General features: G+C 70.5%; 19 protein-coding genes. 9 read left to right on the top strand and 10 right to left on the bottom strand.

The genetic code is table 11. The features are described 5' to 3' along the window. Positions 1-160 precede the first annotated feature (160 nt). Both ACFWY9_RS18210 and ACFWY9_RS18205 read right to left on the bottom strand, forming a co-directional pair. Positions 161-679 (bottom strand): general stress protein, encoded by a 519-nt coding sequence (locus tag ACFWY9_RS18210; RefSeq protein WP_378328020.1) that lies wholly within the window; start codon positions 677-679, stop codon positions 161-163. Positions 680-879: 200 nt separating this feature from the next. Continuing rightward, positions 880-2,076 carry an acyl-CoA dehydrogenase family protein gene (locus tag ACFWY9_RS18205; protein WP_378327929.1) on the bottom strand — a complete coding sequence of 399 codons (1,197 nt, stop codon included), beginning with the start codon at positions 2,074-2,076 and terminating at the stop codon, positions 880-882. A 152-nt stretch (positions 2,077-2,228) separates the two neighbouring features. Here ACFWY9_RS18205 and ACFWY9_RS18200 point away from each other — a divergent pair, with 152 nt between their 5' ends. Then, positions 2,229-2,630: a DUF4190 domain-containing protein gene (locus tag ACFWY9_RS18200; RefSeq protein WP_378327930.1), complete on the top strand. Its 402-nt coding sequence runs from the start codon at positions 2,229-2,231 to the stop codon at positions 2,628-2,630. Between the two features lie 61 nt (positions 2,631-2,691). Beyond that, a complete protein-coding gene (locus ACFWY9_RS18195; RefSeq protein WP_378327931.1) occupies positions 2,692-3,345 on the top strand; it encodes a DUF4190 domain-containing protein in 654 nt (217 codons plus the stop codon). Here ACFWY9_RS18195 and ACFWY9_RS18190 read toward each other — a convergent pair. Further along, positions 3,342-4,220 carry a slipin family protein gene (locus ACFWY9_RS18190; RefSeq protein ID WP_378327932.1) on the bottom strand — a complete coding sequence of 293 codons (879 nt, stop codon included), beginning with the start codon at positions 4,218-4,220 and terminating at the stop codon, positions 3,342-3,344. The two genes, ACFWY9_RS18195 and ACFWY9_RS18190, sit on opposite strands and share 4 nt — an antisense overlap. A 91-nt stretch (positions 4,221-4,311) precedes the next feature. On the opposite strand from ACFWY9_RS18190, the gene ACFWY9_RS18185 reads away from it, so the two are divergent. Genes ACFWY9_RS18185 through ACFWY9_RS18170 form a run of 4 tightly spaced genes read left to right on the top strand, consistent with a single transcriptional unit; the run spans position 4,312 to position 8,216 of the window. Then, a complete protein-coding gene (locus ACFWY9_RS18185; RefSeq protein WP_378327933.1) occupies positions 4,312-5,205 on the top strand; it encodes an aminoglycoside phosphotransferase family protein in 894 nt (297 codons plus the stop codon). Between the two features lie 18 nt (positions 5,206-5,223). Next, positions 5,224-6,546: a magnesium transporter MgtE N-terminal domain-containing protein gene (locus ACFWY9_RS18180; RefSeq protein ID WP_378327934.1), complete on the top strand. Its 1,323-nt coding sequence runs from the start codon at positions 5,224-5,226 to the stop codon at positions 6,544-6,546. Beyond that, entirely contained in the window at positions 6,539-7,057 is a 519-nt protein-coding gene (locus ACFWY9_RS18175; RefSeq protein ID WP_378327935.1) for a DUF1003 domain-containing protein, read from the top strand. Before ACFWY9_RS18180 ends, ACFWY9_RS18175 begins: the two co-directional genes overlap by 8 nt. Before the next feature lie 10 nt (positions 7,058-7,067). Continuing rightward, positions 7,068-8,216, top strand: coding sequence for an Mrp/NBP35 family ATP-binding protein (locus tag ACFWY9_RS18170; RefSeq protein ID WP_378327936.1), 1,149 nt, complete (start codon positions 7,068-7,070; stop codon positions 8,214-8,216). Between the two features lie 235 nt (positions 8,217-8,451). On the opposite strand, the gene tatB is transcribed toward ACFWY9_RS18170, so the two are convergent. The 4 genes from tatB to sigE form a co-directional block, all read right to left on the bottom strand. After that, the gene (gene tatB, locus ACFWY9_RS18165; RefSeq protein WP_378327937.1) at positions 8,452-8,904 is read right to left on the bottom strand and encodes a Sec-independent protein translocase protein TatB; all 453 of its coding nucleotides are present in this window, start codon (positions 8,902-8,904) and stop codon (positions 8,452-8,454) included. Between the two features lie 83 nt (positions 8,905-8,987). Next, complete coding sequence (locus ACFWY9_RS18160) at positions 8,988-10,526, bottom strand: trypsin-like peptidase domain-containing protein (RefSeq protein WP_378327938.1); 1,539 nt, start codon at positions 10,524-10,526, stop codon at positions 8,988-8,990. A 111-nt stretch (positions 10,527-10,637) separates the two neighbouring features. Continuing rightward, a complete protein-coding gene (locus ACFWY9_RS18155; RefSeq protein ID WP_378327939.1) occupies positions 10,638-11,315 on the bottom strand; it encodes an anti-sigma factor family protein in 678 nt (225 codons plus the stop codon). Then, a complete protein-coding gene (gene sigE / locus ACFWY9_RS18150) occupies positions 11,312-11,941 on the bottom strand; it encodes an RNA polymerase sigma factor SigE (protein WP_378327940.1) in 630 nt (209 codons plus the stop codon). The genes ACFWY9_RS18155 and sigE overlap by 4 nt, the downstream gene beginning before the upstream one ends. Positions 11,942-12,129: 188 nt before the next feature. On the opposite strand from sigE, the gene ACFWY9_RS18145 reads away from it, so the two are divergent. After that, positions 12,130-12,783: an O-methyltransferase gene (locus tag ACFWY9_RS18145; RefSeq protein WP_378327941.1), complete on the top strand. Its 654-nt coding sequence runs from the start codon at positions 12,130-12,132 to the stop codon at positions 12,781-12,783. A gap of 74 nt (positions 12,784-12,857) precedes the next feature. Here ACFWY9_RS18145 and ACFWY9_RS18140 read toward each other — a convergent pair whose 3' ends face one another. Continuing rightward, complete coding sequence (locus ACFWY9_RS18140; protein ID WP_378327942.1) at positions 12,858-14,135, bottom strand: MFS transporter; 1,278 nt, start codon at positions 14,133-14,135, stop codon at positions 12,858-12,860. 63 nt (positions 14,136-14,198) lie between these two features. On the opposite strand from ACFWY9_RS18140, the gene ACFWY9_RS18135 reads away from it, so the two are divergent. After that, positions 14,199-15,101 carry a LysR family transcriptional regulator gene (locus ACFWY9_RS18135; protein ID WP_378327943.1) on the top strand — a complete coding sequence of 301 codons (903 nt, stop codon included), beginning with the start codon at positions 14,199-14,201 and terminating at the stop codon, positions 15,099-15,101. A gap of 121 nt (positions 15,102-15,222) precedes the next feature. Here ACFWY9_RS18135 and ACFWY9_RS18130 read toward each other — a convergent pair whose 3' ends face one another. Together ACFWY9_RS18130 and ACFWY9_RS18125 are read right to left on the bottom strand one after the other, a co-directional pair. Next, on the bottom strand, positions 15,223-16,689 hold the full coding sequence (locus tag ACFWY9_RS18130; protein WP_378327944.1) for a leucyl aminopeptidase family protein: 1,467 nt from the start codon (positions 16,687-16,689) through the stop codon (positions 15,223-15,225). 88 nt (positions 16,690-16,777) lie between these two features. Continuing rightward, positions 16,778-16,945: a DUF3117 domain-containing protein gene (locus ACFWY9_RS18125; protein WP_005155393.1), complete on the bottom strand. Its 168-nt coding sequence runs from the start codon at positions 16,943-16,945 to the stop codon at positions 16,778-16,780. Between the two features lie 191 nt (positions 16,946-17,136). On the opposite strand from ACFWY9_RS18125, the gene ACFWY9_RS18120 reads away from it, so the two are divergent. After that, positions 17,137-17,931 (top strand): enoyl-CoA hydratase-related protein, encoded by a 795-nt coding sequence (locus ACFWY9_RS18120; RefSeq protein WP_378327945.1) that lies wholly within the window; start codon positions 17,137-17,139, stop codon positions 17,929-17,931. Positions 17,932-17,958 lie beyond the last annotated feature (27 nt).

Genomic DNA, 17,958 nt, shown 5'->3' with positions numbered 1-17,958 from the left:
ACCGCCGCCCGACTGGTGTCGGACAACTTATGCCCGGCGATCAGTGCTCGCAAGCAGTATCGGTAACGATTCAGCCCACCGCGGCGTGAAACGCCGGGCAACCCCTGGAATCCCGCTCGGAAGAGGGGTTGCCGGTCCGGCGCCGAATGGGGTAACGGCGTTACTTCTGGGAGCCGAGGGCGAGCTTGGCCAGCAGTTCGCGGCCGCGTTCGGCGGTCCTCGGCTGGCAGAGGACGTCGTACCGGCCCGCGACGAGCTGGCTGGCCGAGGAGAAGTCCCGGCGCCCGCGCGACATGCTGTACCCGATCGCGGCGAACATCAGCCCGGACAGCACCCCGAGCACCAGCCCGGTGAGCAGCTGCAGCGCGAACCCCTGGTTGACGAACAGGCCGAGCAGCAGCCCGGCGAAGAGCCCGAACCAGGCGCCGGACACCGCGCCGGTGCCGAGCACGCGGCCCCAGGTGAGCCTGCCGATGACGCGCTCGACGAGCATCAGGTCGACCCCGACGATCGTGACATCGCCGACCGAGAACTCGCTCTCGGCGAGGAAGTCCACCGCCTGCTGGGCCTCGCCGTAGGTCGCGTACGACCCGATGGGCCAGCCGGTCGGCGGCGTCGGCAGCCGGGGCATGCCGCCTGCCTGCCGCCCGCCACCGCCGAAAGGTCCAGTCACCATCATCACCCGCTCGTCCGCGCTCGGTAGGTCCCCCATCTTGTCAAGGAGGTGCGAACCGTGCCTACCCGACGTACGGACGGGGGTACCGGAGTGTGAGATATCCCGGGTGCGTGCTGAAGGACGCCTTCGGTGCGTTGGGGGTGCTGAAGGACGCTTTCAGTGCGTTGAGTGCACTGATGGCGTCCTTCAGCACCACGCCCCGGTCAGCCGCGGGACTTGTATTCGCGCAGGAGGCCGCGGCTGATGATGGTTTTCTGGATTTCGCTGGTGCCTTCGCCGATGAGCAGGAACGGGGCCTCGCGCATGAGGCGTTCGATCTCGTATTCCTTGGAGTAGCCGTAACCGCCGTGGATGCGGAAGGCGTCCTGGGTGACTTCGGCGCAGTACTCGCTCGCGATCAGCTTGGCCATCCCGGCCTCGACGTCGTTGCGTTCACCGGAGTCCTTCAGCCGCGCGGCGTTGACCATCATCAAATGCGCGGCCTCGACCTTGGTCGCCATCTCGGCCAGCTTGAACGCCACCGCCTGGTGCTCGGCGATGGCCTTGCCGAACGTCTTGCGCTGCTGGGCGTACTCGACCGCGAGCTCGAACGCGCGGATCGCGATCCCGCACGCGCGGGCGGCGACGTTGACGCGGCCGACCTCGACCCCGTCCATCATGAACGCGAACCCCTTGCCCGGCGCGGCGCCGAGCACCTTGTCCGCGCCGATGCGGAAGCCGTCGAACACCGCCTCGGTGGTGTCCACGCCCTTGTAGCCCATCTTGTCGATCTTGCCCGGGATCGTCAGCCCCGGCGCCACCTCGCCGAACCCCTCCGGCTTCTCCACCAGGAACGTCGTGAGGTTCTGATGCGCTTTTTCCGCGCCCTCGTCGGTCTTCACCAGCAGCGCGATCAGGTTCGACGAGCCACCGTTCGTGAGCCACATCTTCGAGCCGTCGATGACGTAGTCGTCCCCGTCTCGCCGCGCCCTGGTCTTGATCGCCGCGACATCCGAGCCCAGATCCGGCTCCGACATCGAGAACGAGCCCCGCACCTCACCGGTCGCCATCCGCGGCAGGAAATGCTGCTTCTGCTCCGGCGTCCCGTGTTGCTTGATCATGTGCGCCACGATGAAGTGCGTGTTGATCACGCCGGACACGCTCATCCAGCCGCGCGCGATCTCCTCGACCACCAACGCATACGTCAGCAGCGACTCGCCGAGCCCGCCGTACTCCTCCGGAATGGTGAGCCCGAACAGCCCCATCTCCTTCATCCCCTCGACGATGTCGGCGGGATAGGTGTCGGAATGCTCCAGCTCCTGCGCGTGCGGAATGACCTCCTTGTCCACGAACGAACGAACCGTGGCAAGGATCTCCGACTGCACATCGGTCAAACCGGCGGTCTGGGCGAGGCGGGCCATCGCAGCTCTCTTTCTCCGACAGGAGGGGGACGCCGGCTCCCGGCGCTGGGTTACCGGTGAGTATGACGCGAAACCCGGCACCCTGCTATGAGGGTGCTCACGCTCACCCGGCCGGGAGCTACGCTGACGGGTCGCGAGAGGGTGAGGGAACGATGACCTATCCGCAGGACCCGTACGGGAGCCAGCAGCCGCAGTTGCCGCCGGGACAGCAGCCGCCGACCTACGGCCAGCCGTATCCCCCGGCTTACGGGCCGCCCGTCCCCTACGGCTACTACGGCTACGGCCCGATGCCGCAGCAGGAGCAGGGCATGGCGATCGCGTCGCTGGTGTGCTCCCTCATCGGGATCGTCCTTTGCGGACTGACGTCGATCCTCGGCATCATCTTCGGCCACGTCGCCTACAGCAAGGCCAAACGCGGCGAAGCGGGCGGCCAGGGCATGGCGCAGGCCGGGATGATCATCGGCTACGTCACGGTCGGGCTCTGGCTGATCCCGTTCGTGCTCTGGATCATCTTCGGCATCGCCTTCCTCGGCGGGGTCGCCGGGACGCGCTGAGCCCGCACCGGCACGGGCGTTACCGTTAGGGCCCGGCGAATCAACACCAAGGGGACAGCCCATGAGCACCACACCCGACCCGCAGGACCGGCCCGAACAGGCGAAGCCGTCCTACGAGCCGCCGGCGACCGCTGATCCCGCGCCGTACGAAGCGCCGTCCACCGCCGAGCCCAGCTCCTACGAGCCACCCGCGACGGCCGACCCCGCACCGTTCGAACCGGTCGTCCCGCTCGACATCCCGGTCGCGAACATCCCGGGCGCCGAGCCACCGGCGAGCCCGCCGCCCGCCGCGGACGCTCCCCCGGCGGACCCGTTCGCCCCACCCGCCGCGGACACCACGCCGCCACAGGCGACGCCGTATCCGGGCGCGGCCTACCCGCCGCCTCCCCCGCCATACGGAACGCCGTACGGCCAACCCGCCTACGGCCCGCCCGCGCCGTTCGGCGTCCCGCCGATGGGTTCGGCGCAATCGCAGGACAACGGCCTCGCGATCGGCGCGCTGGTGTGCTCGATCCTCGGGTTCTGCTCGTGCGTCACCGCGCTGCCCGGGCTGATCATGGGACACATCGCGCTGGCCAAGGCCAACCGCGGCGAAGCGGGCGGGCGCAGCATCGCGCTGGCCGCGGTCGTCGTCGGCTACGTCATCGTGGCGCTCTACATCGGCTTCCTCACCACGATCATCATCCTGGGCGTCAACGGAAAGCTCGACAACTAGTCCGCGGGCCGCGGGGTCACGACGTCGGATTCCTGGGGCAGTCTCGGCGCCGGGGCACCGTGGCCGTTCGCTTCCGCCGCGGGCGGTTCCGGTGCGGGCGCCTCCTTCGCGGGCTCGGTCGCCTTCAGGGTCTGCGCGTCGAGGAAACGCAGCAGTTCCACCGGGAAGGGCAGCACCAGCGTCGAGTTCTTCTCCGAGGACACCTGCACCACGGTCTCCAGCAGCCGCAGCTGCAACGCCGAGGGCGTGTCGGCCATCGTCGCCGCGGCCTGCGCCAGCTTGTGCGAGGCCTGCAGTTCACCGTCGGCGGAGATGACGCGTGCGCGCCGTTCCCGCTCCGCCTCGGCTTGCCGCGACATCGAGCGCTTCATCGCCTCCGGCAACGCCACGTCCTTGATCTCGACCCGGTCGATGTGGATGCCCCAGCCCAGCGCGGGGCTGTCGATCATCAGCTCGAGGCCCTGGTTGAGACGTTCCCGGTTGGACAGCAGATCGTCGAGGTCGCTCTTGCCGATGATCGAGCGCAGCGAGGTCTGCGCGACCTGGCCGACCGCGGAGCGGTAGTCCTGTACGTTTACGGCCGCGACCACCGGATCGATGACCTTGAAGTACACGACAGCGTCGACCCGGACGGTGACGTTGTCGCGGGTGATGCCGTCCTGCCCCGGCACCGGCATGGTCACGATCTGCATGTTGACCTTCTGCAGGTGATCCACGAACGGCACGAGCAGCGTGAGTCCCGGCTCACGGACGCTCGCCCGGACGCGGCCGAAGCGGTAGATCAGGCCGCGTTCGTACTGTTTGACCACGCGCACGCTCGCCGCGAGCCAGGCACCACCGGCGAGCACGACCGCGCTGAGGATTCCCATCAACATGGCAGCTCCGTTGGGTCGCTCCCCCTCCCCGAGAGTACGCCCGGGCGCCGATGGGGGAAATGCTCTTGCCCCCGGCTGGCAGGCTGGACGCGTGATCGAGATCCCGCCGGAATTCGCCGCTCAGGTGCCGTCCGTCCTCGGGGACGAGGGTGTCGCCTGGCTGGCCACGGTGCCCGAGCTGGCCGCGCGGTACGCCCGGAAGTGGGACCTGACGTTCGAGGGCGCCGCGATGCACGGCTACGTCGGCGTCGTCCAGCCCGCCCGGCTGCCCGACGGGACACCGGTGGTGCTGAAGCTGGGCTTCCAGGACGAGGACACCGCCGACGAGCCGCTCGCACTGTCCACATGGGCCGGTCGAGGCGCGGTTCTGTTGCTGGACAACGCATCCGACGACGGCGCGCTGCTTCTCGAACGGCTGGACGCCACCCGGACGCTCGACGGCGAGCCACTGGACGAAGCCGTCGGGATCATCGGCGGGCTGGCCCGGCGGCTGGCCGTTCCGGCGCCGCCCCGGCTGACCCGGAACCTGCGCGACGAAGCGGGGCGGCTGGCGGAGGATCTGCCGGAGGAGTGGGAAGAGCTGGGGAGACCGTTCCCGCGCGAGTTCGTCGACGCCGCCGTCGAGGTCTGTCGTTCGCTCGGGCCTTCTTCGGCGAACTTGCTGGTGAACGAGGACCTGCACTTCGAGAACGTGCTGGCCGGACAGCGGGAGCCATGGCTGGTCATCGACCCGAAGCCGCTCGCGGGCGATCTGGAGTACGGCGTGATTCCCTTGCTGTGGAACCGGTTCAAGGAGTCCACTCTGGACGATCGGCTGGCGGCGATCGTCGCGGCCGCCGACCTCGACGCCGAGCGCGCGCGGGCGTGGACGCTCGTACGCGGCGTCCAGAACTGGCTTTGGCTGATCGAGGACGAAGACGACGATTCCCCCACCGCGCCCGCGCCGATGATCACGCGATGGGCTCTCGCGCGAACCGCCGGATGACCCGCTAGCCTTTGCCCCATGGCCCCAGTGAACAGGGTTTTCGCGGCTCAGTTGGCTGGTCTGCCGGTTTTCGGGCCCGACGGCGAGTCGATCGGCAAGGTCCGTGACCTGGTCGCCGGCCTGCGCCTGGACCAGCAGCCGCCGCGCATCCTCGGCCTGGTCGTGGAGCTCGCGACCCGCCGCCGGGTCTTCGTGCCGATGCTGCGGGTGACCGCGATCGAGCCGACCGCGGTGACGCTGGCCACCGGATCGGTCAACATGCGGCATTTCCACCAGCGCCCCAACGAGGTCCTGGTGCTCGGCCAGCTGCTCGACGCGCACGCGACGCTGCCGGGGTCGCAGACCAGGATCACCGTCGTCGACGCGGCGATGGAGCCCACCCGCACCCGCGACTGGGTGCTGGCGAAGCTGGCGATCCGGGAGCGCTCCAGCAGGCTCGGCCTCGGCAGGCGGCGGTCGGCGATGCAGGTGCTGCCGTGGTCGGAGGTGGCCGGGCTCGGGCTGACCGACCTGTCCGGCCAGCCACAGGGCGCGGGGCAGCTGCTCATGCTGTTCGACACCATGCGCGCGGTCGACGTCGCCGCCACCGTGCGGGACCTGCCGCTGAAACGCCGTCACGAAGTCGCCGACGCGATGGACGACGAGAAGCTCGCCGACGTGATCGAGGAACTGCCGGAGGACGACCAGAAGGAGCTGCTGTCGTACCTGGCCGAGGAACGCGCGGCCGACATCCTCGAGGCGATGAGCCCGGACGACGCGGCCGACCTGCTGGCCGAGCTCGCCCCCGCCGAGCAGAACAGGCTGCTGGAACTGATGGAGCCGGAAGAGTCCGCGCCGGTGAAACGGCTGCTGGCGTACTCGTCCGACACCGCGGGCGGGCTGATGACGCCCGAGCCGGTGGTGCTGGCCCCGGATTCCACGATCGCCGAAGCGCTCGCGCACATCCGCAACGCCGAACTGCCCTCGGCGCTCGCGACGATGGTGTTCGTCTGCCGCCCGCCCTCGGCCACTCCGACTGGGCGCTTCGTCGGTGTCGTGCACTTCCAGCGATTGCTGCGCGAGCCCCCGGCCGAACTGGTCGCGAGCGCCGTCGACACCGGGCTGACGGCGCTGCGCCCGACCGCCCCGCTGGCCGAGGTGACCCGCTACTTCGCGGCGTACAACCTGGCGTGCGCGCCGGTCGTGGACGCCGAGGACCACCTGCTCGGCGCCGTCACCGTCGACGACGTCCTCGACCATCTGCTGCCCGAGGACTGGCGCGAAACCGGCCTGCACGATGTCACCGGCGACAGTGCCGCGGAGGACGACGACCATGAGCACGAGGAGGCGGACCGTGCCTGAACTGACCGGCAGGCGGCGGCTGGACCAGCCGCGCAGCCAGACGCGGTTCCGGCTGAACATCGACCCGGACTCGTTCGGGCGCTTCACCGAGAAGATCGCGCGGTTTCTCGGGACCGGGAAGTACCTTTTCTGGCAGACGCTGATCGTCATCGTCTGGATCACGCTGAACCTGGCGGCCGTCTCGCTGCAGTGGGATCCGTATCCGTTCATCCTGCTGAACCTGGCGTTCTCGACGCAGGCCGCCTACGCGGCGCCGCTGATCCTGCTGGCGCAGAACCGCCAGGACGACCGCGACCGCGTCTCGCTGGAGGAGGACCGAAACCGGGCCGCTCAGACGAAGGCCGACACCGAGTACCTCGCGCGGGAGCTGGCCGCGCTGCGGCTGGCCGTCGGCGAGGTCGCCACGCGCGACTACCTGCGTAGCGAACTGGACCGGCTGCGTGAGGACCTCGACAAGCCGCGCAAGCCGAAATCCAACCGGGACAAACAGAGCAGCCCTACCGGTACGTAACATGGGCTGGGTGACCAGTACACAGCAGCTCCCCAGCGTCGACGACGTCCGCAACGCGCTGAAGGACGTGTACGACCCGGAGATCAAGAAACCCATCACCGACCTCGGCATGGTCAAGGACGTCGAGGTGGGTGACGACGGGGTCGTCAAGGTCGGCATCTACCTGACCGTCGCGGGCTGTCCGCTGAAGGCGACGCTGACCAAGGACACCACCGAAGCGGTGGCGAAGCTCCCCGGAGTGCGTGACGTCCGCGTCGAACTCGACGTGATGAGCGACGAGCAACGCGCCGAGCTGCGGAAATCGCTGCGCGGCGACGCCGCCGAGCCGGTCATCCCGTTCGCCCAGCCGGGCTCGCTGACCAGGGTGTACTGCGTCGCGTCCGGCAAGGGCGGCGTCGGCAAGTCGTCGGTGACGGTGAACCTGGCCGCCGCGATGGCCGAGCGCGGGCTGTCCGTCGGCGTGGTCGACGCGGACATCTACGGCCACTCGATCCCGCGCATGCTGGGCGCGCGGGAGAAGCCGACCAAGGTCGACACGATGATCATGCCGCCGCAGGCCCACGGCGTGAAGGTCATCTCGATCGGCATGTTCACCCCGGGCAACACGCCGGTCGTGTGGCGCGGCCCGATGCTGCACCGCGCGCTGCAGCAGTTCCTCGCGGACGTGTTCTGGGGCGACCTCGACATCCTGCTGCTGGACCTGCCGCCGGGCACCGGCGACATCGCGATCTCGGTGGCACAGCTGATCCCGAACGCGGAGATCCTGGTGGTCACCACCCCGCAGCAGGCCGCCGCCGAGGTCGCCGAGCGCGCCGGGGCGATCGCGCTGCAGACGCGTCAGCGGGTGGCCGGGGTCATCGAGAACATGTCGTGGCTGGAAACGCCGTCCGGGGAACGCATGGAGGTGTTCGGCTCGGGCGGCGGGCAGACGGTGGCGGACTCGCTGTCGAAGTCGGTCGGCTCCGAGGTGCCGCTGCTCGGCCAGGTCCCGCTCGACCCGCGGCTGCGCGAACAGGGCGACGCCGGGACTCCCCTGGTGCTCGCCGCGCCCGATGCCCCGGCGTCGGCTGTGCTGCGCGAGGCGGCGTCGAAGCTGACCGTCCGGGCACGCGGGCTGGCCGGGATGATGCTCAACGTCACCCCCACCGGGCGCCGCTGAGCTCTCTCCGACGTGCACGGTGCGACCGCGGTGCATGAGCCGCCCCGGGAACGGGAGCGAGGGACCTTTGCTATCGCCGGGACGGAGCAGGGGACCTTTACTATCGTTAGTTGTGCTCAGCACACAAGCGTGAGTAAAGGTCCCCTGCTCCCCTCGGGCGGGTCAGGACGCGCTGAAGGCCGCCTTCAGGGAACTCAGGTTCCTCAAGGTGACCTTCGCAAGAACTGAGTCGGGATCAGGTGGCGTCGGGGTCGACCGGGGGACGTTCGCCGGGTTTGAGGGGCTCGGCCTGCGGAGTGCTCGCGGCGGGAAAGCCGTTCGGCTTCGCGGAGCCGTTGGTGCCGTTCACACCGTTGGTCCCGTTCACGCCATTCGTCCCGTTGATGTCGTTCTTGAAGCCGGTGATGCCGAGCGGGTCGCTGTCGCCGTCGAACAGGTGCTGGGTGACCACGCGCTTCGGGTCGAAGTTGCGCAGGCCGCGCAGATCTTCCAGGGGTTTGCGCAGCTGCTCGAACTCGGGGCCCATCTCCTCCCGGAGCTGTTCCCGCGCGCCACTGGCGAACTCACGGACCTTGCGGACGCTCTTGGCCAGCCAGGAGGCGGCTCCCGGCAACCGTTCGGGGCCGAGGATGAAGAGGCCGGCGATGATGATCACGAGGATCTCGCCCCAGCCGACACTTTCGAACACCCGTGAACCTCCGGCGTCGGTGACTACCCGCCCAGCGTACCTGCGCGGAACCCCGCTCCGGCAGCCCGCGGACGAGTCCTCTGTCAGTCCGAAACCAGCGTCACGTCGACGACCAGTGACGCCCCGTCACGCACTACCTGCACGGGCACGACCTCGCCAACGTTGTGCGCGCGGACCGCGACGATCAGTTCGGCGGAGTCGCGGACCAGCTTGCCGCCGATCTTGGTGACAACGTCGCCTTCCTTGATGCCCGCGTTCGCCGCGGGCCCGCCCGGCGCCACGTTCTTGACCTGGGCACCCATCGTCTTGGACCCGGCCACCGTCGAGGACGCGTTGATCCCGATGTCGGCGTGCGCGACCTTGCCGTCCTTGATGAGCGCCTTGGCGATCTTGATCGCGTAGTCGCTCGGGATCGCGAAGCCGATGCCGATGCTGCCGCCGTCCTGGCCCGACGACCGGATCGACGAGTTGATCCCGACCAGCGCACCGGTCGAGTCGACGAGCGCGCCGCCGGAGTTGCCGTGGTTGATGGCGGCGTCGGTCTGGATCGCTTCGTAGGTGACCGGCGGCGCGCCATTGTCGCCGCCCGCGGTGATGGGGCGGTTCAGCGCGCTCACGATCCCGGCGGTCACCGAGTTCTGCAGCGCCAGCGGGGAGCCGACGGCGATCACCGAGTCGCCCACCTGCAGGTCGGCGGACTTGCCGATCTGCAGCACGGTCGGATTGGTCACACTGACCTTCACCACCGCGAGGTCGGTCTTCTGGTCCGCGCCGACGACCTTGGCCTCGGTGCGGGTGCCGTCGACGAACACCGCGGTGATCTTCACGGCCTGGTCCGCGACCGCGGAGGAGATCACGTGTTCGTTGGTGAGCACGTAGCCCTGCGGGTCGATCACGACGCCGGAGCCCTCTTCGCCGGAATTGCCGCCGGGTTTGAACACCTCCAGCGAGACCACGGCCGGGGATACCCGCTTGGCGATGTTCGCGACCGAGCCCGCCGGCCGCTCCTTCGCCGCCTCGGCCTCGGAAATCGTCGCCGTACCGGTGAGCTCGCTCCCGGTGTCGGCGATCCACCAGCCGATCAGCCCGCCGACCGCGCCGACGAGCAGCGCCACCACACCCAGCAGCGCCAGTGCCTTCGGCTGGACACGCCTGCCGAACAACACCTCGGGCAGGCTCAGCAACGCACCCGCGGGACGACGCCCCGGCTTGTCCTCCGCCTCGGCCTGCTCCGCCGGACCGGCCAGCACCGCGCCCGCGGCGGGATCACGCCACGGATCGGACGTTTCCGTCCACAGTGGAGGTTCGGTGCCACCGTCGGAGCCCGCCGGGGCCTCACGAGGCCGTTCCAGGACCACGCCTTCGGCACCCGGCGGACGCCGGAATGCCTCGGCGAGGGATTCCGGCGTGGGCGGGGCGAGATCCAGCGGCGGCGTGGTCCTGCCGTTCGTGGTGCCGGGCGTGTACAGCTTGTCGAAGGCGCCGTCGACGCCGTGCGGCCGCCCGAACGTGGCCGCCTGCGCCGGATCGACCGCCGGGCGGTCCAGCGGGCGCGGGGCCAGCCGATCCTCGCCAGCCGTACCGGACTGGGGCGGGTGCGTGTTCGGCTGCTGCTCGGTCATCATTCCCCGGGGCTCAAGATCGGTGGCTGGGCGTGACGATACCCAAGCCTCGGGCACCGAGTCTGCCGAAACGGCAGTGAAATGCCTGTCAGCGCCTCATCGTCAACGCCGTCAGCGTGCCGCGGCGGGCGCGTGCGCAGCCGGTGCGACCGGGGTCACCGAGGTCGGCGCCGGGGTCGGCAACTGCGACGACGGGGCCACCGCCATCCGCGCGGGCAGCAGGTTCGCGTTCTGCGGCGCCTTGCTCGCCGGATCCGTGCCCGCGTCGCTCCCGCTGTCCCCGGAGGTCCCGACCAGCGCGAGCGCGCTCAGCACCAGACCGGAGACGACCACACCGGCCCCCTGTGCCGCCCGCTTCCGCGCGCCGCCCATGCGGCCGCCACCCAGGACGTTCGGGGACTGGCCCAGCGGTGCCGCCGAACCGATCGGCGCCGTCCCGCCGAGCACACCGGTCTCCCGTAGCCCGGCGACCCTGTCCGGACGCTGGATCGCGACGAGCTGGCCGTCGGCCGTGACCGCCAGGTTGTCCGGGGCGCTGGGCAGCTCGGTCTGCTCCGGGATGGCTCGGAGGCTGGCCAGGAATCCGGCCGACATCGAGGGTTCCCCGGCGCGTTTGACCGCGGCGACCACCTGCCGCTGCGCCGTGACGTCCGCCGCGCAGCTCGCGCACCGCGCGATATGGGCGGCCGCCCTGTCCATCGCCCCGAGCGACAGTTCACCGTCGACGAACGCGACTACGGCGTCGGGCAGGAGATGCGACTCGGGCAGGCCCCAGCGCGGTGCGGTCATACCGACACCTTCGCAGATTCCTGGGCCACCGCGCGACGACGCTCCAGCGACGCGCGCAGCGCCTGGCGGCCGCGGTGGATCCGGCTGCGCACGGTGCCCAGCTTGACACCGAGCGTCGCGCCGATCTCCTCGTACGACAGGCCTTCGACGTCACACAGCACGACCGCGGCACGGAACTCCGGCGGCAGCTCGTCGAGCGCGGCCTGCAGGTCCGGGTCGAGGTGCGTGTTCGAGTACACCTGCTCCGGGCTCGGGTCGTCGCCGACGATCCGGTCGGTGTCCTCCGGCAGCCCCTCCATGCGCACTCGCGAGCGGCGGCGCGCCATGTCGAGGAAGAGGTTCGTGGTGATGCGGTGCAGCCAGCCCTCGAACGTCCCCGGCTTGTAGGAGGCCAGCGACCGGAAGACCCGGATGAAGGTCTCCTGCGTGAGGTCCTCGGCGTCGTGCGTGTTCCCGGTGAGCCGGTACGCGAGCCGGTAGACGCGGTCGGCGTGTTCGCGCACGACCTCGTCCCAGGACGGGGGCGTCCATGCCGCCTCCCCCTGGTCCGGCGAACCGACTGTCACCGGCTTGACCTCCGGCATGTCCGAAACGGCGTTCTGCATCGGCGGAGCAGGCACCTCCATCAGCGTGTCTCCCAACTACTCCACCCAACGCGGGCCATCGGCACGGTGTTCCCGTATCTACGAGACTGAGTCTGTCGTGTCTCCTTATGGTTCTAGTGAGACGAGACTGAGAACTATCTGAGAAGTCGCCAGCGGGCTTACCAGGGAGTCTGCGCTGATTTATCGACAAGCAACGCTAACCTCCCTGCGTGAACTCCGGGACGCATGCGGCCTCGGCGACCGGTCCCGCCGAGACCGAGTACGTCGATGGGTACCTGCCCGATGACGAGGTACTGGCCGCCGCGCGGGCGCGCGCGGACGAGCTCGGTTGCGAGCCGCTGAGCCCGGCGGCGGGCGCGACCTTGGGTTTCCTGGCCGCGACCCTGTGCGCGAGGGCCGTGGTGGAGGTGGGCACCGGTACCGGCGTGAGCGGCCTCTGCCTGCTCCGCGGGATGGCCGCGGACGGCGTCCTCACCTCGATCGACATCGAACCCGAGTACCAGCGCGCCGCCCGGCGGACGTTCACCGAGGCCGGGCTGCCGCCGGGCCGCTCCCGGCTGATCATCGGCCGCGCGCTCGACGTCCTGTCCCGGCTGACCCCCGGCGGCTACGACCTGGTGTTCGTCGACGCCGCGAGAATGGAGTACCCGGGCTACTACGAAAAGGGCGTCGCGCTGCTCCGGCGGGGCGGGATCATCGCGTTCCACAACGTGCTGGCGGACGGGCGCATGTTCGACCCGGCGCGGCGGGATCCCGAGACGATGGGCCTGCGGGAGGTCGCGCGGGCGATCCGGGAGGACGAGCGGCTGGTGCCCGCGTTGCTCCCGGTCGGCGGGGGGCTCTTGGTGGCCGCCGCCAGCTGAGCGGTGCGTCTGACCTGCGAAAAGGGAGCAAGGGACCTTTGCTATCGTCCCTTGGCCTGCCAACCATTAGTGCACTAACGAACGTGAGCGAAGGTCCCTTGCTCCTGTCCGGCCGTCGCGCGCGAGGTCCGGGTGGCTCCGGTGGCGACCGCGAGCACCGCCAGCAGCAGCCAGACGGCGACCGCGCCGATCAGCCACGACCAGCCGGCATGCCCGTAGACGTACCCGCCGACAGCGCCGCCGACGCTGCTGCCCAGGTAGTACGACAGCGTGTACAGCCCGGACACCTGCCCGCGCGAGCCGTCGGGCGCCTCGGCCGCGGCCCAGCCGTTCGCGACGGCGTGCGCGGAGAAGAAGGCGGCCGTCAGGACGACGAAGCCCAGCACGACCAGCGGTAGCCAGTCCGGCAGGGTGAGGGCGGCCCCGACGAGCGTCAGCAGCAACGAACCGATCAGCGCGCGAGTCCGGCCGACGCGGGCGATCAGACGCCCGGCGGCAGCCGAGGACACCGAGCCCAGCGCGTAGGCCAGGAACACCAGCGACGCGATCGCGGGCGAAAGGTCCAGCGGCTCGCCGGTGAGACGGAAGCCGGCCGCGTTGTACAGCGCCACGAACGCGCCCATCGCGAGCAACGCGACCGCGTACTGCGCGAGCAGGACCGGACGCCGCACCGCCGTCGCGAGCCCCGAAGCGACCTGCCGCAGCTGGTTCCCGAGGCCCCGCGAAGCGATAGCAAAGGTCCCTTGCTCCCCTGACACCCGGTGTGACGTCCGGGGCAGGGTGACCACCGTGACGGCCGAGCACAGCAGGCTGACCCCGGCGACGACATACATCGCGCCGCGCCAGCCCAGCGCGTCGGCCGTGAAACCGCTGGCCAGCCTGCCGAGCATGCCGCCGATGGTGTTCCCCGCGATCATCGCGCCGACAGCGGCGGCGACGCCCGCCTTGCCGAGCCGTTCGGCCAGGTAAGCGGCAGCGACACCGGGGAAGCCCGCGATCGCCACACCCTGCAGGGCACGTACGACCAGCATCGCCGGGTACGACGGCGCGAGCGGTACCAGCAGACCGAAGACCACGGAAAGGATCACCGAGCCGAGGATCATCGGGCGGCGGCCGATCACCTCGGACAGCACCGCGATCGGCAGCACCGCGATCGCGAGCGCGCCCGTCGCGACACTGACCGCGAGCGACGCGCTTCCCGGATCGAGGTGGTACTCCACGGCGAGCTGCGGCAGCACCGGCTGCGGCGCGTAGAGCAGGGCGAACGAGGAGATCCCCGCCGCGGCGACGGCGATCTTGACCCGCCGGGACGTCTTGGCGGAAGACACTGCGGAGCGCGCTGCGGTGGTCACACCCCGGAAAGTAAGCCCGGCTAATCAATACGTCCAATACGTCCATGGCCCATAATCCATGCGATGGAGTATGAAAGCCTGACTGCCCAGCTCGCGCCGCAGCTGCTCCTGCTCACCACGCTCCGGAAGACGAGGAACATCACACGCGCGGCGGAGCTGCTCGGCGTCCCGCAGCCGACGGTCAGCAGGCGCGTCGCCGCGCTCGGCGAGTCGCTGGGCACGCCGCTGACCGTCCACGACGGACGCGGGATCCGCCTCACCCGGGCCGCCGAGCTGCTGGCCGAGGCCGCCGAACGCGCACTGGCCGACGTCGAAGCGGGAGCGCGGCGGGCACGCGAGGAGATCGACCCCGAGACCGGGCACGTCGTCCTCGGGTTCCTGCACCTGATGGGCCGGTCGATCGTGCCCACGATGCTGCGCGACCACCGGGCCCGGCATCCGCGCGTCCGGTTCACCCTGGTCCAGGGCTCGCGGCAGGACATGCTCGACCGGCTCATCGACGGCGAACTCGACCTCGCGCTGATCGCCCCGCTGCCGGACGACCCCACGCTGGCCTCGGTGCTGCTCGCCGAACAGGAGATCCTGCTGACCGTCCCCGCCACGCACCGGCTCGCGCGGCGGTCGAGCGTGCGCATGGCGGAACTGGCCGACGAACAGTTCGTGCTCCTCGAACACGGCTACGGCCTGCGCCGCATGACCGACGAGCTGAGCGCGGCCGCCGGGTTCACCCCGCGGATCGCGTTCGAGGGGCAGGAGTCCGACACCGTGCGCGGGCTCGTCGCGGCCGGGCTCGGCGTCGCGCTGCTGCCCCGGTTCGAACCGGGCACGCCCGCCGGGGTCGCGGAGGTGCCGCTGGTCCCGCCGGTGCGCCGGACCGTCGGGCTCGCGTGGCGGGCGCACGAGCAGCTGCCACCCGCCGTCGCCGGCTTCCGCGATCACGTCCTGACCGCCGCACCCCTGTTCTGACCTGCGGTTTCGTCGCCAAACGATAGCAAAGGTCCCTTGCTCCCGCCGCCTCCCAGCGCCGGGCCGTGAAGGCCTCCTTACCGGCGCTCAACGCCGGTAAGAGGCCTTCACGGACTTTGGCTCACGTGTAGGAGGCGGCGAGTTCGACCAGGGTGCGGGCGGCGAAGCCGGTGGCGCCGGGGACGACGTCGTCGTAGGTCTTGTCCGCTCGCGCGGGGCCCGCGATGTCCAGGTGCGCCCACGGCAGGCCGGCGGTGAACTCGCGCAGGAATAGCGCCGCGGTGATCCCGCCCGGGCCGCCCGGCGCCTGGCGCACGTCGCCCAGCTCGCCGCGGATCAGCTCGGCGTAGTCCTCGGTCAGCGGCATTCGCCACCACGCCTCGCCGACCCGCTCACCGGCCGAAACGACCCGCGAAGCCAGCTCGTCGGACGACGAGAACAGCCCGCCCGTCCGCAGGCCGAGCGACACCTTCATCGCGCCGGTCAGCGTCGCGACGTCGACGACGGCGTCCGGTTTGAAGCGCTTGATCCCGTACGCCAGCGCGTCGGCCAGCACCATCCGCCCCTCGGCGTCGGTGTTGCCGACCTCGGTCGTCTTCCCGCCGTAGTGCCGGACGATGTCGCCCGGCCGGTACGACGAACCCGAGACGTGGTTCTCCGCGGACGGCACCAGCGCGGTGACCCGGACCGGAAGGCGCCGCGCCGCGATCGCCCGCACCGCGGCGATGACCGCGCCGCCGCCCGCCATATCGGTGCGCATCAGGTGCATCCCGTCCGCCGGCTTGATCGACAGCCCGCCGGTGTCGAACGTGATGCCCTTCCCGACCAGCAGCAGATGGGCGGACGCGCCGCGCGGCCGGTACTCCAGCTCGATCAGCCGCGGCGGGCTCGCCGACCCGCCGCCGACCGCGAGCACTCCGCCGAAGCCCTGTTCCGCCAGCCACTTCTCGTCGCGGACCACGACCGTGAGCCCCTGCTCCGCGCCGGCGACCTTGGCCGCGGTGTCGGCCAGCCAAGCCGGGTTCTTCACGTTCGACGGCGTGTTCGCCAGATCCCGCGCGAGCGCCGACGCGGCAGCGAGATCGCGTACGCGCTCCACCAGTTCCGTGTACGCCGGGACAGCCCGCTCGTGTCGGGTGAGGATGCGGAAAGAACGCACCGACGGCTTCGGGTCATCGGACGTCACGGAGAACCGGTAGCCCCCGAGCAGCAGGCCCATCGCCAGCGCTTCGACGTGCTCGCCCGACGCCTCCTCGGGCAGCTCGACCTGCACCGCGCGAAACGCTTTCTCACCGCTCTCGACGTCCGCGGCCAGCGCGGCGTCGACGGCACGTACCAGCACGGCGCCCGCCTTGCGGTACTGCTTCGGCGAACCGTCACCGACCCCGGCGACCCAGCGCGGGCCGGAACCGGGCAGTTCCCGCACCTCGCCCGCCTTGCCGGTGACCCGCAGGCCGCCGAACTCCGGCGTCTGATCCTCCTCCCCCGGCGCCGTGATCAGCAGCACCGTCGGGGCACCGCGCCGGGGGCCATCCGAGACCTCGATCTCGGGCAGCTTAGTCGGAACAGGGGGTAGCGGGTTACGCACAGTGAGCAACCTCCGGGTGCAGAGGAACCACGACCCCGGCCTCCGAGGGAGACCGGGGTACGTCGGACGGACGGGATTTCGGAGCGAACTAGCCAGTGACCTCCTGCAATGCGGCGCCGAGGTCCTTCGCTTCCTCCGCGGAGAGTTCGACGACGAGGCGCCCACCACCCTCGAGCGGTACGCGCATCACGAGGCCCCGCCCCTCCTTAGTCACTTCGAGGGGACCATCTCCGGTCCGGGGCTTCATGGCCGCCATAGCGTGCTCCCTCCGTCTCAACCGGCGCGCCCGGGTCGCGCTCGTGAAAGCCAGCCGGGTCTGTTGTCCATTGTCCCTCATCAGCGGGCGGGCGCGAACGCGGACCGATCTTTTGCGGGGAGCATCGGTGCTGGTATGCCGCCCACGGGACTGAAAGACTCCCCCTGACCGCTTTCGCCGAAGGAGTTTCCGTGACCACATCCGAGGTTCTGCTGACCGCCGACGCCGACGGCGTGCGGACCCTGACCCTGAACCGGCCGCAGGCGTACAACTCGCTGACCGTCGAGCTCAAGGAGACGCTGCTCGCCGCCCTGCGCGAGGCCGCGGCGGACCCGGCCGTCCGCGCCGTCGTGCTCACCGGCTCGGGCAAGGCGTTCTGTGCCGGGCAGGACCTGAAGGAGCACGTCGGGCTGCTCCAAGCGGGCGACCCCGCCCCGTTACGGACCGTGAAGGACCACTACAACCCGATCGTCCGCGCGATCGTCGACATGCCGAAGCCGGTCATCGCCGCGGTCAACGGCACGGCCGCGGGTGCGGGCGCCGCGTTCGCCTACGCCGCGGACCTCCGGATCGCCGCCGCGTCGTCGTCGTTCCTGATGGCCTTCGCCAACGTCGGCCTCGGCCCGGACTCGGGCGCGTCGTGGACGCTGCAGCGGCTCATCGGCTACGGCCGCGCCGCCGAGCTGATGCTCCTCGCGCGCACCGTCGACGCCGCCGAAGCGCTGAGCCTCGGCCTGGTCGGCGAGGTCGTCCCGGACGACGAACTGGCCGCGCGGGCCCAGGCCGTCGCCGCGAAGCTGGCCGGTGGGCCGACCGTGGCCTACGCGAAGATCAAGCACGTGCTCACCGTCGCCGCGGAGTCCACTCTCGACGAAGCGCTGGCCGCCGAGGACGCCGCGCAGGCCGCGCTCGGCTCCACCGCCGACCACACCGAAGCCGTCGAGGCCTTCGTCGCCAAGCGCCGACCCAACTTCCAGGGCAAGTAGCGCGAGTGCCGTTAAGGCCACCTTACG

Origin of the sequence: Amycolatopsis sp. NPDC059027 (genome assembly GCF_042739735.1) — a bacterium.
GTDB lineage: Bacteria > Actinomycetota > Actinomycetes > Mycobacteriales > Pseudonocardiaceae > Amycolatopsis.
This window is presented reverse-complemented; position numbering and strand designations above follow the sequence as displayed.